We start from the raw sequence: 20,543 nt of genomic DNA, 5'->3' as shown, positions 1-20,543 counted from the left end.
CTCACAAAATCCCGGTGGCTTTGGTCAGCAGCCAAATGCCGACCACCAGCATGACTGCACCCACCGCGATGCTCAGGCCGAACTGACCCCAGGTAGATCGTCCTGTATGAATTTCGGAGTAACGGGTGTAAGCGTGATAGCAGACACCGATGAACATGGAAGCAACCACTAGCAGCGCCACAAGCATCACGATGTCGTAGCCATAGTTTTGCATCGTATCCATGATGCCCTTGCCCGCACCGCGGGATGGGTCCTCCATCGTCGGTAACTTGCCTTTGGCCAAAGCCAAGGAGGGCAGTGCGCTAGTCCAAAGGGCTGGTACGACAGTGAATCTTTTGGAGCACGAGATATAAAAATTCATGGAAGATTCCATTGGCTTACGAAAGGAGGAGGTAGGTCAGGGCCAGGTACATCGCCATGAAGCGGATCACCACGCCGAGGAACTGGCGCTGGTTCAGCCGTTGCTCAGCCCAGCCGGAATAGGCGGTTCGTATAGCCCAGGTGCCCCAGAGCAACAGCACCGCAAACACGGTTGAAGTCAGAACCAGGGCGGTGATTGAAGGTGAGAAGCCACCGTTTGCTTGAAAAGCAGCGATTTGGGCGGTGCTCATTGATGAGGCACCGTTTCATCGAAATAACTGCCGTACAACGCCCCGGCGTCGCGAGGGGAGGCCCGCTTGGGAGACAGATAGTCTTTGATTCCCGTACTGACACGATGGATATCCATGCGTAAACGGACATAGTCAAAGTGGTAGCGAGCGGTCTCGGGGGCTTTGATGAAATCATCGGCAGCGACAAGCCGCTCGATAGCCGTCAGCTCGCGAAGGACGGTGGCTAGGCGGGTATGTTCATCAACGATCTCATTGGCTGTTGCAGTGACTGCTCCCACGAGTGTGAAGAGCAGGCCGGTAGCCTTTGTGAGTGTTGGAGGTGAGGGAGTGATCATGGTTGAGCTCGTTCAGTCAGACGGCTCGATAGTGCTAGGGGGGACGTACTGATGCTGCGATCAATATGTCATGGGAGAACCCCCTATTGATCAGCGATATATCACTAGCAACGGTCAGAGATATTTCTTGAATCTACTGGCTGCTAGGGAAAGAGTGATTGCCAGAAAAATCGCACCAGGTAACAGAATCCAGGCAGCATTCAAGCTCACAGGCAGCGCCAGGTAAATGACCCAGGGCCATGTCAGCAACGGCATCACACAGGCCTTGGCTCGATGGTAGACGTAGCCTGACTCACGACCTGCACCGAAACGACGGATGTCACGTTGTATGAGTCCATCCACCAAGCCGATGAAGGCCGCCATAAACAACAGCGGCACTGAGAGAAACAGCACGATCAGCCGAACGACGAACACCAGGACGCAAAATGCCGCAGCGATCAGGTTGTTTTCCAAGTGTATGTACAGCAGCGCAATGTAGTAGTGAGGTTGGTGAAGCGCCTCAGCGTGGGCTCGGGTCGCGCCCTCCGATGTTTCTTTCAGAGACCTGATGATTCCGGTCTTGATCAGCACACCTTCATACACCAGCTGGACAATTGCATTGGCGCTGCGACCTGGTTCTTGCACCAATGCGCTGCGTTTGAAGTCATTGGACAACTGGGCCAGCTCATATTCAAACATCTGTCTTGAATGCCGCCAGCCATCTTCAGGCCAGAAGGCATACATACCGATACACTCGATCACGATGTTCAGCAACAGCGACCCGAACAACACAGCGACAAACCGGAAAGGCAGTGTAATCAAACCGAACACAAATCCCTGTTGCTGCCGCTGCTGACGTTGCGCTGTCGATGACGGTTCGCTCATTCTTCGGTCTGCTCGGACGGTGCAGACTCTTCGAGTAGATCCTTTGGCAGTGGGGCATCTTGATAGAGCACGGCTGCCAAATTCAACCAATCATCCGCCGCGACGTAACGTTTACGCATGTAGCTGGCCATCATTTGGAGGTCCCTGGGCATCACTTCATCGGGATCTGGTGCGGGGAGTGGCATGCGAATCTTCCAAAGCTGACCGCCTTCAATCAATCCGAAGGCTTGCCCTTTGGGCAGGGCGACCACATGGGCAGGTTCGATCATAGGAACTGAGGTCGCGGTGACTCGATCCTGGGTATTTGAAGTGAAGGCAGTGTTGCCATGCGGGTCTGAGCTGTCGGTAGCAGCGCTCATCACCGACGCTGTATACACCTCCACCTTGGGCAACTGGTTGGTGAGTAACTCGGCTGTGACCGTTTCACGAACGCGCAACATGAACAGATTATTGAAGTTGCCGATGACCTGGCCCGCCTTGGCCCGGTTTCCGATTCGTGCCTCGATATCACTGAGCGTCTGGGTGTAGGCCGTGACCTGAATCCCGGCACCACCACCTTTGTTAATCATCGGGATGAATTCGTCTCCCATCAGCTCGTTGAATTCATCGGCATGGAGGTTGATGGGGATTTTCTTATCTGCCACTGCTTTATCCAACCCAAAGTCCACTCCGAACTTGTAGATGTGACCGGCCACAGACACCAGGTCCGAAAACATGGAGTTGCCCACGGCAGAGGCCACCTCGGCATCCGAAAGTGCATCGAGGCCAACGTAAACGACAGCACGTTTGCGCATGACTTCCATCCAGTCAAAGATCGGTCGCGAGTCATTCAGATTGGTGTAGTCGGGAGCCAATAGATGGGCGATCTCACCCGTGGTGAGTTTTTCCAGCAGAGGCAGTAGGGAGGCGACGATCTTGTCGAAATAGGTCCGGTCATAGCGCACGGCTGAACGCAGTCCGTCGAGCACAGGATCATACAGGCGTGCCTGCGCCAGGTATTGCTCAATCGCCACGACCCGTTTCTCACGACCCATCATGTGCCGCGGAGTGTTTTTTTCATTGATCCTGGCTTCCAGTTGCACGATGACGTCCCAAGCCTTGGGAGCTTTTTCGGCAAAGAAGTGAGCCGCATATTCGATGAATAGCGCGTCGATGTTGATCACGTGCCGCTGGATCAGCAAATAATCCGGACGTTGGCCCAGTTCAACCAGGGCACGAGCGATAATGTTGACGAAGCGCCAGGCAAACTCCCTGAAAGCAGCAGAGTTACCTTCACCGGATAGTTGCCCGGCAATTCGGGATGCCACCTCAGTGATACGTCCGAAACGGCCGATGGCGTTATATCGGGCTGAGATTGTGGGTTGTCCTAGGTGAAAAACATAGAATTCGTCACCGCGACCTGCACGTTGGGTCTCAACGTACATGCGCTTGAGCAGCTCGGCATCACCCTTTGGATCGAAAACGATGCAGACCTCGCCGCGACGAATGTCCTGGCTGATGAATAGCTCGGCAAGTCGAGTTTTTCCAACTCGAGTGGTACCTAGCACCAGCGTGTGACCGACCCTTTCACCCAAGGGGAGGGTGACATCCAATTCTTGAAGCTCTACAGCATGGAGCCGTGGCATACCCCCCACTGGCGGTAATGGCCTCATCGGGTTCAGCGGATGGTCCCAGCCAGTGAGGCGGGGGAGCTGGCTCAACGGGTGAGGAGAAAATTCAAGTCTTGCTTCCAGCCGGCGTGCCCACTTGTACAGAATCGAGGGTTCTACAAAACGTCGGAATTCCGGTCGGTAAGTCTGCATCAGTCGGTGGGTATGGCGTTGATCCCAACGAAATCCTTTTCCCACAAACAGGCGCTGATGACTGACTGGGATTTCACGGCTGGTCATCATATAGCGTGGCAATCGCCTCATCTGCCTGCGATAGCGCAAAACGGTGCATGCCTGGTTTAGGCGAATGACGCCTAGAACCGCGAAGGCGCAGGCCGCGGCTGCACCGATAGCAGGCGCTAGGGCTAATGACCACGGCGCTGTGATACATAGGATCGCCCCGGAGCTGCATGCAGCGACGCTATACAACTCCACCGCCGGTCGTAGCAGCGTTTCAATGCCATGGTTGTGCGTCATGGTTACTGCTCGATACTGCTGGCCGTGACTAAAACGGGGTAGTGTTGAAGTTGCAGTCGTTGGGCCAGATCATCGGCGGAGACGGGAGACAGGGTGAGACCTGGCGCTAACTGACGAAGTTGAATGAGTGATGCGTTGGACTCCACATTGACGACCAACCCGGCGGCCTTGAGCTTGGTCAGTTGGGGTAGTCGCTGCCTAAGCCAAGATCGTGAAAGCGCGTCGTCTCCGATCAGGAAGAATGCCGGTAAACCAGAGGCATTCAGGGGCCTGCGTTTAACGGTTCCGGGGGACAAGGTCTTGGAGTGAATCGGCAGTAGGTCGTCTTCGCGAAAGCGGTCCTCTGCGTATTGAGGCATCGATTTGTCCGCCATGCATGGAGTGCAATCGAGTGCTAAAAGAATGCATATCCACCCAATGGTATTTTTCATGGTTGCAGTCTCCTTTTTGAAGCCAATTGGTCCAGGTGTTTGCGGATGCGATCTCGGTAGCGTGTAGCCAACGGTCCGCCTGCCGGACGGTGATAACGACCAGCAGCTAGGAGCCAATCTTCGCCCTGGCGGTGATGGTTACGCAGGATGGTGGCGGCAACCTCCAGATTCCGATGAGGTCGCAGCAACTCACAAGGGTGCCGATAAAAATGGCGTTGGTGACCCAGGTTGATCTGGGCCAGACCTGCGTCTATTTGAGAGGGAGGGTGGTGCTTAAGGGCTCGTTGAAGTGTGTCGCAGGCATCAGATTCTCTAGGGAAATAACGGGAGCCCCCCGCGATGTTGAGCGTCCAGGGCCATGGCATTCGTTGGCCTCGCAGCGTGACGCCGCTTTCCTGTAGCGCCACTGCAAACAACAGTTCCGCAGGCACTCCCATTCGCCGCGCAGCTAAACCGTAGGCTGGGGGCGGTTCCAGAGCGGTCACGGCCCCTTCAGCAAAACCCATCCAAAAAAGGCTGGCGAGGCTCAGGAGGCGAAGCAGTGGACTGCGAGTACTCACTGTCGCACCCACCTGCCATTGACCTCCTGCATCACAGCCGGCAGTTCTCCGGCATCACCGATCGATACCCAGCGTCCTTTGTCATGGTTGATTGAAATGGTTCCGTCTCGAACCTTGATGGGCCTGATCCCAACTTTATGAGCCCACTGACGAATGCCGTTGTCGTCATGTTGGCTATCAATGATGTAAAGATCGAACGCTGTCCCTGAGGCTTGGAGTTGCCTGACCCGATGCTCGCATTCAGCACAGTCAAGGCGCACGAAAACAGATTTTCTTCCGGCGGTCTTGATCAGTAGTGGACTGTGTAACGGAGGAGGATTGATCAGTACCATCCCCGGAATTCGGTTTTTCCATGCTTGATCATAGGCACGTTGATAGGAGAGTAACTTCTCGACGCGTACAGCTTCGGCTTCAACCTGAAGCTGGGCATAGTGCTGCCGTTCAGCATCAGTTCGGGCCTCGATCCCCAGAGCGCTCAATGGGTCCAGGTGAGGGGAGTACGTACCCAGTGGGCCGCGCATCAGTGCAGTGAAACGGTCGAATTCTTCTTGCTCCAACCCCCATTGTTGAGCCAATAACGCGCTTTCAAGAGAAACCGCCGTATCGGTATGTGGCTTGGACTTGAGCCCAGCGAGGGTGCTCGGAGTGAAGTGTTGTGCCTGAACCCCACAACATAGCGACAGGGCCAGCAGGGGCAGTAAATGCAAGCGGAACATAGCCACTCCTATCGAACGTTCAATTTGTGCGTGATGCCGTCGACAGAAAACACTGCCGTCTGCTCGTCGAGGCGCTCAAGCCTCCAGCCGAGATAGGTATCGCCGATCCTCAAAAGTTGGCTTTGATCCAGCGCTTGGACACCTACTGGTGCGACAGACAGAAACTGCACTGCGCCTCGTAGCTCCAGACCCAAGATCTGGAAGCTAGGCTCAGCGCCTTTCTTCGGTTTTTGAATAGAGGGCTTGGCTTGTTTGGGAGTGGGAGTGGGAGTTTGCGTGATTGATTTCTGACTGGATTCGAGCCGCTCCAATCGTTGCAGCAATGGTTGCAAATCCTGCTGCGCCATATGTGTTGCTAAGGTGTTCTCCAGGTCTACCAGGCGCTTGTTCAGATCAACCTGCAGATCCTCCAGGTCGTTACGATTGGGTACGTGTCTCGCTGTCTGTTGCACTTGCAGGACAGCTTGCTCTAGCCCTAACACCGTACTTTCAAGATGCTCCAGGCGATTAACGTCAGGATGGTCGCTCAGACCCTGGGCCAGCTTCGACAACGACACCTGATGAGAGGCGAGCACGCAGCTCATCAGCGTGAATACAAGCGCAGGCGTCCAGCGTTTAAGGCGACTGTGCAAACGAGGCCCAGGCAGGGTGGCGTATATCATTGTGCGACCTCCAGATTGACTTCCGCTTGTGCTGTAGGGCTGGGTTTGGCAGCCCCGGCAACAGGGATGAAGCAGACCAGGCGAAGCTGATCATCGGTTTGCAGCGCCCAGGCTGGCCCCGCAAGCGTCTGTAACGCGTCGCGAAGTTGAACAGGGCCGAGCTTCAGGTGAGGTGCAGGGAGGGGTAGGGCAAACAGTGCCGCGTTTTCTGGTGTGCGATCACAAAGTCGATACCCCGAGCGCAAAAGGACATAGCGCAGCGCATCAGCAACTGAGATGGACCAATTGCCGGGAAGATCGATATCGATCACTTGAAGCAGAAGGTTTTGTTGTGCAACGTGCGGCGCGAGCTCCACCAGGGTGTATCGACCATATCGTTGAACGGGGATGTAGTGGTCGGAAGAGGGCTGGGGCACACTCGGTACGGCCTGTTCTATGGAGGTTCGTTCCGTAGACAGGCACGCAGTCAGGGTTAGGTGGCTCAATAGCATGAAGGGCAGCAGACGCATCTGTATCGTGGGCATACGAGGAGTTCCTGGATGGGATATGCGAACGATCTCAAGCAGGTGACTCTGTAGCAGCCATCAATAGGTAATGACCCGTTACCTGTTTCAAGGCCATCAAAGAAAACGGCCTCCGAGGAGGCCGTTGCGAGGATTAACTGAAGTGCTAGAGAGGTCTGGCCGCAGGCCTCAATATTCCTCAGGTAGAAGAATGGTGGTCACGGTACGATCAGCTTCGGTGATAACCCACAATCTCAAGCCAGGTTCAACATCGTAGGCAGACATCAGACGATAACCCGATTGCAGCGCATCTTCATTGAGCTGACGATCTTCATCACAGATATCGCCCCAGTCGCCCAAGATGTGGCGGCCGAAGTAATGGAACGGATCTAATCGTTTCGTTTTCATCAGTGCATCAACGCCAGGGGTCATAACCAAAGCGCCGTGCTCGGACCAGGGTTTGGCCGAATCTCCAAATTTGATAACAATCATGGTCTGCTTCCTATTTAAAAAGTGGGGCCATGACACCCCCCTCGGGCGTCATGGCTTACGAGGGAGGGTGGGAGCTTCAAACGTCGACGTGAATGACGACGTTGAGGAAAAACCAAGACCCGTAGCCGGATCTGAGATCAGAATGCAAAGTCCTCTTCGGGTGATGGAGGAGCTGCATTCACTGGTTGAGTTGTAGCTTCGGATTTCAGGCTGTCTTGATTCGAAGGTTCGCGCTTATGCACCAAAACACCGTCGATCTTGATCCAGTTCAACAAGAGCAATCGGGCCTTGAAGCTCACGCCCAACTGTCCCTGGTTAATGCCTTTGGAGTAAGTGAACGTGTCCACCCAGGGATCTCCCAGACGAAAACCAACCAGGACCTTACGGTCCAACTCAACGGCTCTGGCACAGCGCCGAACCAGTACCTGTGCATCTTCGCCTGTGACACGAACGTCGAAACGCCGATACTCAGCGCAGTCGGTCGGACCATTGAGCGCTGCGATGTCGCAAGCTAGGAATGATTCACCTTTCTTGAGCTTCACTTCACGAATGCGATTGAGGTAACCCAGTCCAGTGATGTGAAGGTCAAAATAGGTCGTTTCATCAAACGTAGGATTCATGACATGCCTCCAGGCTAGGAATAACGATGGAGGCGCCTCTCCCGAAGGGGCAGTCGCCCCCAATGGGTGATTGGTTTGAAAAGTGGGGAAAACTGCCAGGCCCCAGTGAATAAAGAGGCTGATTACCAGCCGTGGTAATGAAGGATCAGCGAAGCAATGATGCCTCGCTGTAGAGGGTCTAAAAGGCCCAGATCAGCCAAGCCTTTAACCCCTGCCTGCTTGAGCAACTCACAACCTTTTTGGGTGTCGTGGAAGCTCACCATTGCAGCTATTAATATCCGTTCCTGATTGCTCAGGACTTCGAAGTTTTTATCGATCAATCGCATGATGGGGCGCAGATCCCATCGGCAATTGGCCTTGTTGAATCCAGCTTTAGAACCGTCACCAAAATAGGTGAAACCGGCTAAGGCAACGCCTTTTTTCCAAGCGGCGAAGAAAGCGGCTGCTGTATTGCCGACATCAGCAAGTTGTGCGGCGGGCTTAGGCTGGGACAGAGACGACAGTTGAGTAGCGGGAGCGTTTTTCATCGCTAATGACTCCTTGGATCTGATTTAAGTGAAAGGTGTGGGTAACCCTCACGGCGAAAGACAGGCATCAACGCCTTCGAAGGCGCACGTCCACGGAAACGATGCCGGGCGGACTGGGCGGGGCCAGCGTGAAACATTTCACGACACAGCTTTGAAGACCCTAGCTGCCTGGGCATGCGCTGATCAGTGATCAGTCTTGCGTGGTCAAGAATGGTTTTTCTTAGCCGGCCTGTCAGTGATCAATACCTCGCTGAAAGACTCCGGATTTCTAAGCACGTCGAGCAAACGTTTACCGAGCCAAGTCAGGCAGGGGACGGCCATTGAGTTGCCTATGACCTTGTAACGGGGGCCGTCAGCAGCCATCAGCATCCAGCCATTGTCGGTGACTTCCCACATGTCCGGAGGCCGACGGTGGCTGATGCGCCTTATTGCGTAATGACGCCTGGGAATGCGTGTGTAGTTATCGGGTAGTCCCTGCAAGCGCTCACATTCAATGGGAAGCAGGCGCCTGGCCGTAGGGCGCGCGTGGCGGCTGTTGCATGCGATAACGTTTTGGTGCAGCAGATGGGGAATTGAGGTTTCACAGACGGAGCCGTGTGTGCCACACACCACAATCGCAACGTCGTGATTGCAGGTCAGTGTAGGGCAGCATTCCAACGCCGCCTCAGCCCCGCCTTGGCCGTTGGCCATGCCATAGGCGTTGCTGAACACGACGGCGCGTAAGGGGGCACTTAAGGTTGCAAGGCCTGCGCCAGCAGGGGTGGCAGCCTGCGTTTGTAGCGTGCGGTGCGGCGCAGTATCCCGGCGCGGGCCTTGGCGCTCAAAAAGTACCGCGGAGGGATCAAATCCCACACGAGCACTTGCGACAAGGAACACGCGACGGCGTCGTTGGGCCAGGCCGAAATATTGGGCATCCAGGACGCGCCACGCGACTGTTCTTTGGGGACCAAACACAACACCTGCGTGCGACCAAGTCTTCCTTGGGGGGACGAGTTCATGTTCTTCGCCAGCCAGTGCTGCGAGAAAACATCCGAAGGCGTTACCCCTATCGTTGAGCACGCCGAGAACGTTTTCCCAGACGATGATGGCTTCAGGTTCCTTTTGTTGTATTCGGACTTGATCGATTGCATTGGCAAGCTCCACAAATGTAAGAGTCAGAGCACCTCGAGCATCTGCGAGGCCCGCGCGAAAACCCGCCACACTGAATGCCTGGCACGGCGTGCCGCCAATCAGAATGGCAGGAGCAGCAATGGTTCTGTCGAGTGCCCGACGAGCCAGTCGCTTCATGTCACCGAGATTAGGTACGGCTGGGTAATGATGGGCCAGCACCGCACAAGGGAACGGTGCTATTTCGGAAAACCAAGCCGGGGTGAGGCCTAAAGGCTTCCAGGCGACGGTCACCGCTTCAATCCCGCTGCAAACACTGGCGTATTGCAGTGGCGGAGAGGTTTGAATCATGGGGTATGTCCTTTGCAAGCGCGCATTTTTTTGCCCGAGCGATGTCAGGCACGGCGCAAAGTGGGAGAAAGGACAAAGGCGCCGAAGGCGTGACCTTCGGCTTGAACAGAGAGGCCACCCGTGGGGCTGTTCCGGGCTTGGCGGTCGTCAGGCCAGGCGCCTTCACAAGCATCTCACCCGACCCGTTTCGTGGCGTGGGTCGGTATCATCAGGCACACATCCGCGTACAAAAGGAGCTCGTTGTTTGACCGGCGGGGTCCGGTACCGACTATGTCCACCCTGAAGGGTCTCCTGATCGCCCCAGGGAAGGCGATCAGGGGACCCTTCAGCACGGCACTGTCCTACTGAACCATCATGCTGTAGGCACAGCTCAGACGATGTGTTCCTCCGTGCCACCGGCTGTTGCTCGGCTTGGCGCGCTCGCTGTTTCAGAAGGAGAAGCGAGCTTGGGCAAGGTCGTTCAGGCGTTTCCAGGTTTTGAACGACGCGGCTTTCGGTGGCGTGGGGGCACCCTCCCTTGCGAGGCGATGGGTAAAGCCCCCCGACATTCTGGATACCGAGTACAGGACCAAAACTTGTTGTGCTTGCCGTCACGTTGACGCATCGGCGCCCCACACAAAGGGCAGCTCGGGCCGCCAGGGCTATGGAGCGCCAAGGTCGTCGTACGGTAATGCTCGACCAGTCGGCTGATCCAGGCGGTTTGTTTTGCGAGGAAATCCTCCAGCGTCAGTTGACCGGCCTCGATCATGTCGAACGCCTGCTCCCAGATGGCGGTGGTGGCCGGATCCGCTATGGCGGGAGGTACCGAATCGATCAAGGTGAAGGCTGCCTCAGAAGCCCGTACAGATCGCCCTTTGATGTACAGATACCCTCGGCTCAGCAAACCGCTGATGATATTGGCCCGTGTGGCTTCTGTGCCGATGCCTGTCGTCTCCTTGAGAACCTGCTTCAGCCTTGGGTCTGTCACCAGTTTGGCCACGCCTTTCATGGCCTTGATCAGTTCACCCTGGGTATAAGCTTTGGGGGGCTGAGTCTTGAGGGACTTTAGCTCCACGTCCACCACGTTGCAGCAAACACCCGAATGCAGGTCTGGTAGCGCTTGGCTGCGTGGCGACGCTTCGTCGTCGTTGGGGGGGCATTCGCTACCCAATACTTGGTGCCAACCTGATTCCACGATGTGTTTGCCATGGGCTTTCAATGCATGGTTGCCACAGGTGAGCTTCACGGCGGTGCGGTCGTACTCATGAGGGGGCAGAAACTGCGCCAGATAACGGGCACGAATCAACTCATAGACCGCGCATTCGCGTTCGCTTAAGGCCAACCGTTCAAACGGTTCCAGTGTCGGGATAATGCCGTGATGCGCGCTGACATGGCTGTCGTTCCAAGCCCGGGAGCGCAACGTGGGATCGACGGATTGCACCAAAGGGCCCACGCCAGGATCGCTCTTTATCAGTGCAGCGAAGACCGCTTCTGCCTCGTGCAACATGCTTTCGGGAAGGTAGCCTGAGTCTGTGCGCGGATAGGTCGTCGCTTTGTGGGTCTCATAAAGCGATTGAGCAATGTCCAATGTTTCCTGCACGCCGTAGCCCAAGCGTCTTGAGCAAACTTCTTGCAAGGTGCTCAAGTCGAAGGGGAGCGGCGGAGCCTCTCGAGTTCGTTGCGTCTCAACCTCCAATACCTGTGCAACCCCTGTCGCTCTGAGGCTCTGCTGCGCCTGCAAAGCGATGGCTTGCCTGATGCAGCGGCCAGCTTCGTCAGTGGCACTGTCGGGTACCACCCACTGCGCTGTAAACGCTTGCCCCAGTACTTCAAGCTTCACCTGGATAACCCAGTAAGGCGTTGGTACAAATCGTTCGATCTCGCGATCCCGATCAACCACTAAGCGTAAGGTCGGCGTTTGCACACGTCCCACCGACAACACTCCGTTGAGCCCTGCCTGGCGGCCCAGGAGGGTAAACAGTCGGCTCATGTTCATGCCGATCAGCCAATCCGCTCGTGAGCGGGCAAGGGCAGAATGGTAGAGGGACTGAGTTTCTTCTGCCTGTCGTAACTGACTCAGGGCTTTGCGGATGGAGGCGTCGTTAAGTGCTGACAGCCACAGCCGTTGGATAGAACCGCGGTACTGACACAGCTCAAGCACCTCTCGAGCAATCATCTCGCCTTCGCGGTCCGCATCAGTGGCGATCACTAATTCAGATGTTTGGGCCAGTAGTTGTTTGACGATTTTGTACTGAGCCGCCGTGTTCGCTTTGACGCGGACGCGCCACGAGATTGGAAGGATGGGCAAATGGTCCAGCGACCACTTTTTGAAGCGCTCATCATAAGTTTCAGGTGGTGCCGCTTCGACCAGGTGTCCGATGCACCAGGTCACACTGATACCCACGCCTTTGAAGCAGCCGCTGCCACGTTGTCGAGCGCCAAGTACCCTGGCAATGTCTTTGCCCTGGGAAGGTTTTTCACACAGAAAGAGTCGCATGTCATGCCCAGCAAAGCAGTTGAGAGGGCAGGAAGATGCATGAGGGGAGACGGTGCGCGCGACTCTCAAAGCGATTCTGCATCAGAGCGTATTGATGATCAGTCGGCAGAGACGACCATGAGCCAGGCTTGGGAGCAGCGGTCTTTGCACCAGCGAATTCGTCATGTGCCGCTGGCTGGAACAGGATGGACGTCAGTGGACACTCACAACGCAGTAGGGCTTGCGAGCGTTTTGGGACAAAAGAGCGACTGACGACAGGGCCAGCCGCTCTCGCGCTTCCAAGGATCAATGCGGATGGTCGTCGCCATCGGTAGCGGCGGCAGATGATTTGCCACCCAATGTGACCCGTTCGACCCGGTAGGGCAGGATGCCCACACGCCGCGCCTCGATTTTGAACGTCACTCGCGCGTTCTCATCCGCATCGGCCCATTCCTCCTTGACCGAGCGTCCTTCGACCATCACCCGCATGCCTTTTTGATACAACGTGCTCCAGTGCTCTGCTTCACGGTGCCAGATTTCAACCGGCGCCCAGAAGCCGCCTCGATCTTCATAGCCGTCTTTGACAGGGACAGGGTTGTCGAAATAAACGTTGAGCCTCAGCAGACGCCTGGGCTCGTCATTGCGGTTGTTGAATTCCCGAAATTCGGGCGCCGATCCGATATTACCTTCACCGAAAAAATGAGTGCTCATGAGGGGCTCGCTTATACAAGGGCGCGTTGGTTAACGCAGCGTTGATAGACCGCTTCGGCATGCGCCATTTTGATGGCGCAGTCATTGGCTTGGCGGGCCAGGACGTGGGTCATGCTGATTTGCATATTCAGCACGATCCGCTGTTGCTCCAGTGCGTAGAGGTCGTCAATCAGCAGATTGGGAGTGGCCTCGTGTTCAATGCATTGCTGCCACAGGGATACCCCCATGTTGGTGCGATCGGGGTTGCGCCAGCGCAGAAAGGTCGTCCCAGCCCCCGTGCTGTGGCGGGTCAACTGGGCTGCCAGCAGGTTGAAGGGATAACGCCGAGCTTGGGTCAGGATTCGTGTCTGCGCCAGCTCAATCAGACCGTCACGAAGTGCATTGCAATCGCTGGCCCAGTCCTCCAAACAGCCCTTACCTTTAAAAGGCTGTAAAAGGCCTTTTAGGTAGGCCGCATGCTGCAGTTGCTCGAGCTCTGAATGAACCAAGGGTTTGAAATAATGCAAGGCCATCAGCGCTTTTCCTCTGCTGGCTGCTCCGGAGCGCAGGAGGCAGGTTCATGAGGGCAGGGCCCTTCACTGTCGATGGCGACGTCCAGGGTATTCTCTTCGTCCCTTTGAGGGGCACTGATCGTGAGACGGCGCATCAAGGGTGGGGCAAAGCGCGAGCGACGGTTGCCTTCCAGAATGTCTTGATCAATCTCACCAAAACGTTCTTTGGCCGATATTGCCAGGGGGGTATTGGCCTGATAGTCCTCACGGTTCAAGCCGGATGATTTGTACTGTTGAGCCAGGCTGAACAGGCTTCGTAAAGCGTGTGCTCCTTCGTTAAGCCAGTGTTCTAAGCTGGAGCGATCAATCAATGCGGTGTGATGAGCCAGGATCAGACGTCGCGCCAGGTCGTCATAGTCTGCCAACAGATACACGGCCATGAAGCCGAGTTGGGCGTTGACGAATAGCGGTAATTTGACTGGCTGCACATTGAGGTTCTCGCCCAAGCTCAAGGCGGAAGGGACTTCTGATAGCGCCAGGTTCACCTGCTCATTCAAGGCGTTGAGGATGTCTTTGGTCGCGTTGAGCTTGTCTTCGATTCTTAACATCCAGACGTCGGCGTAGGGGTCATCCAGTTCCGCGCCACGTTTCATTTTGTTCATGACGGCAATGAAACCGTTCAAGCCGATGATCGTTGCTCGGCCTTGGGAGGCGTCTCGCCCGTGCCAGATGCGAGATGCGTGATGGGTGTGCAAGGTCAATTGCACGCTACTGCGCAATGTACCGAGGTTCAGTTGCAGGTCGTTTGCCATGGGAAGTCACTCAGGGACTGTGGGAGGGTGCCCAGCTTTGCGGCACGGCGGGACTCTGTCATTGAACAAAGCGCAGGCAGTGCGAGCCTGATTGGTGACTGCGGAGGTGGGGGCGACAGCTATCCCCAGGGGATAGCTCGATACCCTGCCGTCATCGTTCCTTCAGCAGACCCTTGAGCTCGTCCAGATAGGCGTGAGCAACAGCTGGGTCCCGCTCCGTCTTCTGAGTTTGCTTGGGGCTGGGCTTCGTTCCACCCGATTCAGAAGCTTGTTCCTTGGCTGCCCAGACGGTGAATTGACCCTGCAACGCTTTCTGCAAAATGCCAAACAGGTAGCCGGCTGGATTGCGTATGTGGGCCTCTCGACACCGAGCTGCCCATTCATCCAGGACTGCCTGCCGCAATTCGCCTGGCAATCGCTGCAACGCCACTTTGGCACCCGATTGCTGTGCAGGCGTGAGCGATGAAAAGCGGGGAGGGAGATCCAGCTCGAAACCTTCCTGCGAACACTCGCCAGTACGTAGTGTTTTTAACGCTTTTGTACTTAACATACTCGCAGGCTTCGGATGCCGAAGAGAGTGGTCCTGCGGGGCTTTGGGCCTTGGTTCGGATACCGAAGACGGGGCGTTTTGTTTCCGAAGAGCCTGAGAGGTACATTCTTCGGTCGGCATATCTGGCGCAACATCGACGGCCTGCGCTTGCTGCAGACGCAAGGCTAAAACCTGTAGATGGCTGGGCAGCAATTGAGTCTGAACGCTGGGGTCATGGCTTATTTCTTCGAGCACCGCCAATCCGACGCGCTGAATACCCTTATTGGCGTGCTTGAGCGTGTGGCTGACCAATACCATGTATTCGGGATCGATCTGCATAGCTTCAAAGGGCGTCAAAGGGCGATCATGCAGCACATACAGGTTACCGAGCACACGTCCGGTACGTGCATCTCGCCGTCGACGGGCCAAGCTCAACCACCTTGTCAGACGCAGGAGTGTCAAGGTCTTCGCAACTGACTCATGGGAGGCCAGGGCGCCGCAGGGTACGGAGGCCAGATACTTACGTAACTGGTCATAGGTCGGAAAAGCGGTGACTCCGTCGTCGTTGAGCAGCAGCCGAAAAACTTGCCAGGCATTGCGTTCAAGCGGGGTCAAACGCTCATCGAGAAGCAACGCCCTAGGGACGGTTTCATGGCGGTTGCCACTGAACAGGAAACCGTCCCCATTCCCTTGCGTGCTCGGGGCACACAAGCTCTTCAGGGCGCTATCAAGCACGGAGGAGAGAGGTTTGGGGGCCGAGCTTTTCACCACGCTAGACCAACCCTTGATCGATCCAGTCACGCAATGATGCCCAAACCACCGAGGCCGGGTATGAAAGCTCCTCAGCCAGATCAAGCGTCAGGTCCAGTAAGGCCCGGTCATCGTCTACCGAAATTTTTCGTGCCTTGAATTGAGGATGCCAACGCTCCCAGAGCAGTGTGTCCTGTGCTTCGCTGAGCACATGGTGCCGGCCTTTACGCTTGGGCAGTCCCAAAATGTTGCGACGCAGGGCCACTTCCTGATGAGTCAGACCGTAGAAGTGACTGACCATCTCCGTACTGGCGCCCAGGTGCAGCATCCGATCAACACTGGCGATTTCTAGCCCCACGCCTTCTGCCTGACCGAGGATTTTCTGCAGTACTCCACGGTTTATCTGGACCGTGCACCAAGGCACACGGGCATTGAGCAGGACACTGATCAGCCCGGGCTCCTTGAGGGCGGCCAAATCCTCATCAGCAAATCCCATGGTCTTGCAGCGTCTGAGTTGGCCGTTGCGCAGATCATGCAGCGCCTGGGCTATAACGGCTTGGTTGATCGGATGGGGTGTCGTCATGAGTCCTCCTTGGTGTGCATGTCCTGGTCGGTGCCAAATTCTGATTTGAGGTCAATCAAGCGTCGGGCTAAACGAATCAAGCGAAACAATTTGATCAGATTGGCGTCGCTCAATCGGTATGCTTGGGCATCCCGATGTGCGCTTCCCAATAGAAGAGGGCCGATTTGCATCGGGACGCTTGGTACAGAGGAATTGGTCGTCAATGTCTCGAGCAAGGCGACCAAGGTTAACTGTGAGGGATGCTCGGGTACCGTCTCGAGGCGACAACGAAAGCCGATCCCTTCATCCACTTCGGTGATGAGGTCGGCCTGGGCAACGTCCTGACAAATTTCACGTGCGAATTGGCTGATATGTATCCGCAGGCGTTGTGGCTCATCCAGTGCCGGATCAATGTTCCAGATGTCCGAAATAGGGAAGAGACTCCCTTGTGAAAACGGCAGGACGTCAGATGCCAGAGAGGGTTCATCGCCCGTATGTCTGGCCACCAACGCTTGGATGGATTGCAGGCGATCAGAACCAGATGCATCCGGATGGTCAGGCTCTTTAAGCGCCTGAACAGTTTTCGTTGGAGGGCCAGTCGGGATAGACGGGACGGTTGGGAGGTCCAGACCGGTTTCCGAAGCAGCCGTTTTTGGAGGGCAGGGCGCGTAGCGATGACTCGGAACGTGAGTTAATGCCTGCTCACGTTTTTCGCCTGCCTCAGACGCCAAGGCCAGCGTGTCGTAGTCAACACCCAAGTAATGAGCCATTTGCCCAATGACCTCATCCTGAGCGCGGTCGATAGAAAAATCGGCCGTTGCTCCATCAAATAACATCAGAGCTTCCTGAAAAAGGGATGCAAAATCGATGGTCAGGATTTTTGTTTTTGCATGCTCATCCCAGATCTTGGCACAGGTCCGTCGAAGCACAGCAAGGCGCTCGACTTGATGTCGGCCTAGCCCTCCGTACAGAACGTTGGGAATCGCAGGCAGCAAGTAGTGAATCGCATCTCGCATCCGGCTGATGTGGGATTGGTGAACAGGGTAGCCGTCCGAGGTTAAGCGCCTGGACAGCTCTGACTGGGAAAGCGCCGCTCCGCTCTCAAGCTCGTAAAGCTCCCTGGCTTTCTCAACGCCGAGCGCGCGCTCGATAAATGTCAGACCGCCGCGCATTTCATTCTCAGCTAGGTGGCCTGTCAGGGAAATGATTTCACCGCGCTCGGGCCAAGGGCGAAACGTGCAGGTCAGATGATAAAACTGCTCGTCCTTTGTTTCAGACCAGAGCTCGCGCAGGATCGAAAGCCGCGTGTTGCCACCGTTGCGCACGCGGAAACAAGATTCACCTGGACGCCGGGTAATCGGCGGCGGCGAGTCGAGTCCACGCTGGCGGATGGACGCCTTGATTTCATCGTACTTGGGATTGCGCGTGACCCTCGGGTCCAGGTCGTAGGGCTTCAAGCAGTCCAGTGTGACGACCATAGGCGTTTCGACCTCTGGATCGCTCGAGCATGCCGAGACAGCGTTTTCGCAAGGCGCATTTGAAACACGTTTAGACGCCTGATCTTGTGTAGGGAAGGTTGATGCCACGCTCGCATAACTCCTTAGCCGCGATCGCTTAAACGATCGGCAATCCACTGATCGACTTCCGTGGCATCCCAGCCTACGGCCCGAACGCCCAGGCGGACGGATTTTGGGAATTTGCCCTGATTCATCAGGCTGTAAAGGAACGAGCGCTTGAGCCCCGTTTTTTGCTCGACGTCTGAAAGTCGCAAAATGCGAAGCTCATGAAGGGGAGGTTTTGAATCAATATGCATAGGCATGGTTGACACTCCTTGACGATTGATCGCGCCCGATAGAGCACGGGTAATAATGTTTCAAGGCAAACGAGCGTCGCTAATGAGCGCTTTGGTTGCAGCGGTCAGGTCATGGCTGGGCTCAGAAACGGCGTAGTTCGTTAACTGTTTGCAAATGTGTCATGGGTACAGTGAGCTTTACGAATACATGCAGGGATGTTCAGGCAGACTGCTAGATTGAAATGCCGCCTTTAGCACACGGTAGTAAGCGTTGGTGCCGTTGAACTGTTCATTTTGATCATGAGTCTTTCCATAGCCTGCAATGTCCATCTATGGAACTGCATGCTTGGGAACGACGAAAGATTCAATGCGTCAAGGCACATACCCGTTTAACTGGTAGACAGCTGATGATTTCTAGATATTGCATTGGAGAGGTCGCAGCGTTGCGTTGTTCGCGGATCGTACGCGTTATGAACGAGTACTCGAAGACGCCGCGGATCAACACGGTTCAGGCTTGAGCTCACTGCCAAAGCATTGTCTTTGAGAGATTCCAACTGATGCATGCAGCGAACATGAGAGGGTTGCCATGTTGGTAATAGGCAGTAACATTTTGAAGAAACTTGCGTGCCTATTACACATGGTGAAACGGATGTGAAGTTGACAGCAATAAGACCTTTCCCTAGGAGGAAGTCGTTTATGACTTCGAGCATGTGGTATTCCTTACCATATGTTGCAGTGACTTACGTGAAGATGTTTCGCGACGGTTTGCAAGGGCAATATTTCGTTAATGTCTTCTCATAAGCAAGTGCTCGAAGTGCCATTATCTGATGCGAGTTGCTGCTACTTTATTGGTCTTGTCGCTCTGAGACTGAAAATTCAAGTATGTATGAACACTTTTCATCAAACCTGTACCATCTGTGCCGCCATTATCGATCTGTCGCAGAGGTGTGCCGCAAACTGAAGATCAACCGGGGGCAGTTCACCAAGTATCTGAACGGCAGCAGCCGACCCACGCCTTACAACTTGAAGCGAATTTGTGATTTCTTCGGCGTGGAGGAGGGCGAGATCGCGCTGCCAACCGAGCAGTTTCTTCCCCTGATTGGCGTCCAATCTCGCTCTCGAACGACCGAGCCGCTGAGCGCCGCTATGAGAATGTTCGATCATCTAAGCAAATGCTCGTCAGACGGAGCCTCGACGTTGCTTGGGTACTACTATGAGTACTGCTACGCCATGACCGAGCCCAGCCAAATCCTTTGCTCATTGGTCCATTTGCGCGAGGAAGCTGGACAGGTGGTGTATGAGCGTCATGAGCGAGTACAAACGATTGAGGCGGGGCAAGAAATTTTTGAGCGATACCTGTACAAGGGAATTGCCTACTACCTGCGAGACCGAGTGTTTCTTCTCGATTACGAATCGCTGACGAATAATGAGATCACCCAGACCATCCTGATTCCTAGCTACAAAAGCCGTTTGTCTCGACTCAATGGACTGAAACTAGGGGTATCGGCTACAGACCAACGCGCACCCACATGCACGCGCGTGGTGTGGGCTTTCTTGGGCACCCATATTGATCAGGAGGACGCTCTAAAGCGGACTCGATTGTATCGGCCCGAAGATTCGAGATTGGATGCCGATTTGCTTGAGCGTTTATCGCGGACGGAGTTCGAGGGAGGGAAATTCAGGCTGGTGTCATCATAGAAAACCGTACCGTCTTTTTATCGGACCAGAATCTGGCCACCAGGAAGGCGATCATCCGTTAACGCCTCCGCTACCTGTACAGTGTGATTTACAGTCGAGAATCACTATCTGCTCCCACAAATAACGGGAAACCTTATATTACGTAAGGTCATGAATTCGAGTCTCGTTTCCCGCTCCAATTATTTTTCTATAGACTTCCATTGAAGTATGCAGAAACCAAAAAAAGAGGCTTAGGCCTCTTTCGTTGTTCCAGTAAAGTCTACTCTTATACATCAATATCCACGAATTTTTAGTACATTTTTTAGTACATAAATCCGACGCTTGGTAAATCAGTTTTTAGAGCTGCTGGGCACTTTGAAAACTGTACAAAACTCCTTCATTCATATGAGTGGAGTTAGTACGATGGTTCTCACCAATACGGCGATCCGGCACGCCAAACCTCGCGCCAAAAACTACACCCTTCCTGATTTTGACGGCCTCGCGCTTTTCGTGAATACGAAGGGCAGCAAAAGCTGGCACTTCCGTTTCTCTTGGGCGGGAAAGCAGGCTCGTATTTCGCTCGGTACTTATCCTGAAATAGGTCTACGCGATGCTCGCGCTCTGTGTGATATCGCCAGAGGGCTGGTCGTGAAGGGTATCGATCCCCGCGATCAGCGACGCCTTCAGCGCAATGCCAGACTGGTAGTTCTGAAAAGCACCTCCTGAACGTTGTTTTAGCATCTGCGTTGCAGATCCTCAGTCCAAGGAGGGACCGCCCGAGGAGTTGGCTTTCGTGGTGCGCTGGGAATCCAAGCAGTGCTGAACTCGGTTATGCCAACTTTTCGCTCCACCGTCGCGG

Annotated in this window: 23 protein-coding genes and 1 pseudogene; 2 read left to right on the top strand and 22 right to left on the bottom strand. The window is 55.1% G+C overall.

The window, feature by feature from the left end:
• Position 1: 1 nt before the first annotated feature.
• The 22 genes from BLQ55_RS13020 to BLQ55_RS12910 form a co-directional block, all read right to left on the bottom strand.
• Positions 2-361 (bottom strand): TIGR03745 family integrating conjugative element membrane protein, encoded by a 360-nt coding sequence (locus BLQ55_RS13020; protein WP_063321929.1) that lies wholly within the window; start codon positions 359-361, stop codon positions 2-4.
• A gap of 16 nt (positions 362-377) precedes the next feature.
• On the bottom strand, positions 378-611 hold the full coding sequence (locus BLQ55_RS13015) for a TIGR03758 family integrating conjugative element protein (protein WP_063321928.1): 234 nt from the start codon (positions 609-611) through the stop codon (positions 378-380).
• Positions 608-946, bottom strand: a complete 339-nt coding sequence (locus tag BLQ55_RS13010; protein ID WP_092148112.1) for an integrative conjugative element protein, RAQPRD family — start codon at positions 944-946, stop codon at positions 608-610. The genes BLQ55_RS13015 and BLQ55_RS13010 overlap by 4 nt, the downstream gene beginning before the upstream one ends.
• A 114-nt stretch (positions 947-1,060) precedes the next feature.
• Positions 1,061-1,810: a TIGR03747 family integrating conjugative element membrane protein gene (locus BLQ55_RS13005; protein WP_092254208.1), complete on the bottom strand. Its 750-nt coding sequence runs from the start codon at positions 1,808-1,810 to the stop codon at positions 1,061-1,063.
• Entirely contained in the window at positions 1,807-3,936 is a 2,130-nt protein-coding gene (traD, locus tag BLQ55_RS13000; RefSeq protein ID WP_092254206.1) for a type IV conjugative transfer system coupling protein TraD, read from the bottom strand. The genes BLQ55_RS13005 and traD overlap by 4 nt, the downstream gene beginning before the upstream one ends.
• 2 nt (positions 3,937-3,938) lie before the next feature.
• Positions 3,939-4,310 carry an integrating conjugative element protein gene (locus BLQ55_RS12995; protein WP_256326576.1) on the bottom strand — a complete coding sequence of 124 codons (372 nt, stop codon included), beginning with the start codon at positions 4,308-4,310 and terminating at the stop codon, positions 3,939-3,941.
• Between the two features lie 53 nt (positions 4,311-4,363).
• Entirely contained in the window at positions 4,364-4,873 is a 510-nt protein-coding gene (locus BLQ55_RS12990; RefSeq protein WP_092254358.1) for a transglycosylase SLT domain-containing protein, read from the bottom strand.
• A gap of 50 nt (positions 4,874-4,923) precedes the next feature.
• Positions 4,924-5,643, bottom strand: coding sequence for a TIGR03759 family integrating conjugative element protein (locus BLQ55_RS12985; RefSeq protein ID WP_092254202.1), 720 nt, complete (start codon positions 5,641-5,643; stop codon positions 4,924-4,926).
• Positions 5,644-5,651: 8 nt separating this feature from the next.
• Entirely contained in the window at positions 5,652-6,305 is a 654-nt protein-coding gene (locus BLQ55_RS12980) for a hypothetical protein (RefSeq protein WP_092254200.1), read from the bottom strand.
• Positions 6,302-6,829: a PFGI-1 class ICE element type IV pilus protein PilL2 gene (locus BLQ55_RS12975; RefSeq protein WP_092254198.1), complete on the bottom strand. Its 528-nt coding sequence runs from the start codon at positions 6,827-6,829 to the stop codon at positions 6,302-6,304. The genes BLQ55_RS12980 and BLQ55_RS12975 overlap by 4 nt, the downstream gene beginning before the upstream one ends.
• A 168-nt stretch (positions 6,830-6,997) precedes the next feature.
• Positions 6,998-7,300 carry a hypothetical protein gene (locus BLQ55_RS12970; RefSeq protein WP_092148092.1) on the bottom strand — a complete coding sequence of 101 codons (303 nt, stop codon included), beginning with the start codon at positions 7,298-7,300 and terminating at the stop codon, positions 6,998-7,000.
• A 137-nt stretch (positions 7,301-7,437) separates the two neighbouring features.
• Positions 7,438-7,920, bottom strand: coding sequence for an STY4534 family ICE replication protein (locus tag BLQ55_RS12965; RefSeq protein ID WP_063321919.1), 483 nt, complete (start codon positions 7,918-7,920; stop codon positions 7,438-7,440).
• Between the two features lie 122 nt (positions 7,921-8,042).
• Entirely contained in the window at positions 8,043-8,447 is a 405-nt protein-coding gene (locus BLQ55_RS12960) for a hypothetical protein (protein WP_092148086.1), read from the bottom strand.
• A 204-nt stretch (positions 8,448-8,651) separates the two neighbouring features.
• Positions 8,652-9,905 (bottom strand): DNA cytosine methyltransferase, encoded by a 1,254-nt coding sequence (locus tag BLQ55_RS12955; RefSeq protein ID WP_092254196.1) that lies wholly within the window; start codon positions 9,903-9,905, stop codon positions 8,652-8,654.
• 460 nt (positions 9,906-10,365) lie between these two features.
• Positions 10,366-12,381: a DNA topoisomerase III gene (locus tag BLQ55_RS12945; protein ID WP_092254191.1), complete on the bottom strand. Its 2,016-nt coding sequence runs from the start codon at positions 12,379-12,381 to the stop codon at positions 10,366-10,368.
• 285 nt (positions 12,382-12,666) lie between these two features.
• Positions 12,667-13,071, bottom strand: a complete 405-nt coding sequence (locus tag BLQ55_RS12940; protein WP_063321915.1) for a single-stranded DNA-binding protein — start codon at positions 13,069-13,071, stop codon at positions 12,667-12,669.
• An 11-nt stretch (positions 13,072-13,082) separates the two neighbouring features.
• Entirely contained in the window at positions 13,083-13,583 is a 501-nt protein-coding gene (locus tag BLQ55_RS12935; protein ID WP_092254189.1) for a DUF3158 family protein, read from the bottom strand.
• On the bottom strand, positions 13,583-14,374 hold the full coding sequence (locus BLQ55_RS12930; RefSeq protein ID WP_092254187.1) for a PFL_4669 family integrating conjugative element protein: 792 nt from the start codon (positions 14,372-14,374) through the stop codon (positions 13,583-13,585). The genes BLQ55_RS12935 and BLQ55_RS12930 overlap by 1 nt, the downstream gene beginning before the upstream one ends.
• 151 nt (positions 14,375-14,525) lie before the next feature.
• Complete coding sequence (locus BLQ55_RS12925; RefSeq protein WP_092254356.1) at positions 14,526-15,671, bottom strand: STY4528 family pathogenicity island replication protein; 1,146 nt, start codon at positions 15,669-15,671, stop codon at positions 14,526-14,528.
• Between the two features lie 4 nt (positions 15,672-15,675).
• Positions 15,676-16,236, bottom strand: a complete 561-nt coding sequence (locus BLQ55_RS12920; RefSeq protein ID WP_092254185.1) for a DUF2857 domain-containing protein — start codon at positions 16,234-16,236, stop codon at positions 15,676-15,678.
• Complete coding sequence (locus tag BLQ55_RS12915; RefSeq protein WP_256326572.1) at positions 16,233-17,801, bottom strand: ParB family protein; 1,569 nt, start codon at positions 17,799-17,801, stop codon at positions 16,233-16,235. The genes BLQ55_RS12920 and BLQ55_RS12915 overlap by 4 nt, the downstream gene beginning before the upstream one ends.
• Before the next feature lie 14 nt (positions 17,802-17,815).
• Positions 17,816-18,028 (bottom strand): AlpA family transcriptional regulator, encoded by a 213-nt coding sequence (locus tag BLQ55_RS12910; RefSeq protein ID WP_092254354.1) that lies wholly within the window; start codon positions 18,026-18,028, stop codon positions 17,816-17,818.
• Between the two features lie 861 nt (positions 18,029-18,889).
• Between BLQ55_RS12910 and BLQ55_RS12905 the strand changes: the two genes are divergently transcribed.
• Complete coding sequence (locus BLQ55_RS12905; protein WP_092254181.1) at positions 18,890-19,705, top strand: helix-turn-helix domain-containing protein; 816 nt, start codon at positions 18,890-18,892, stop codon at positions 19,703-19,705.
• A gap of 402 nt (positions 19,706-20,107) precedes the next feature.
• Positions 20,108-20,374: pseudogene (locus BLQ55_RS12900) on the top strand (Arm DNA-binding domain-containing protein); the annotation flags it as partial.
• Positions 20,375-20,543 lie beyond the last annotated feature (169 nt).

This window comes from Pseudomonas sp. NFACC13-1, assembly GCF_900104425.1.
Lineage (GTDB): Bacteria > Pseudomonadota > Gammaproteobacteria > Pseudomonadales > Pseudomonadaceae > Aquipseudomonas > Aquipseudomonas fluorescens_AA.
This window is presented reverse-complemented; position numbering and strand designations above follow the sequence as displayed.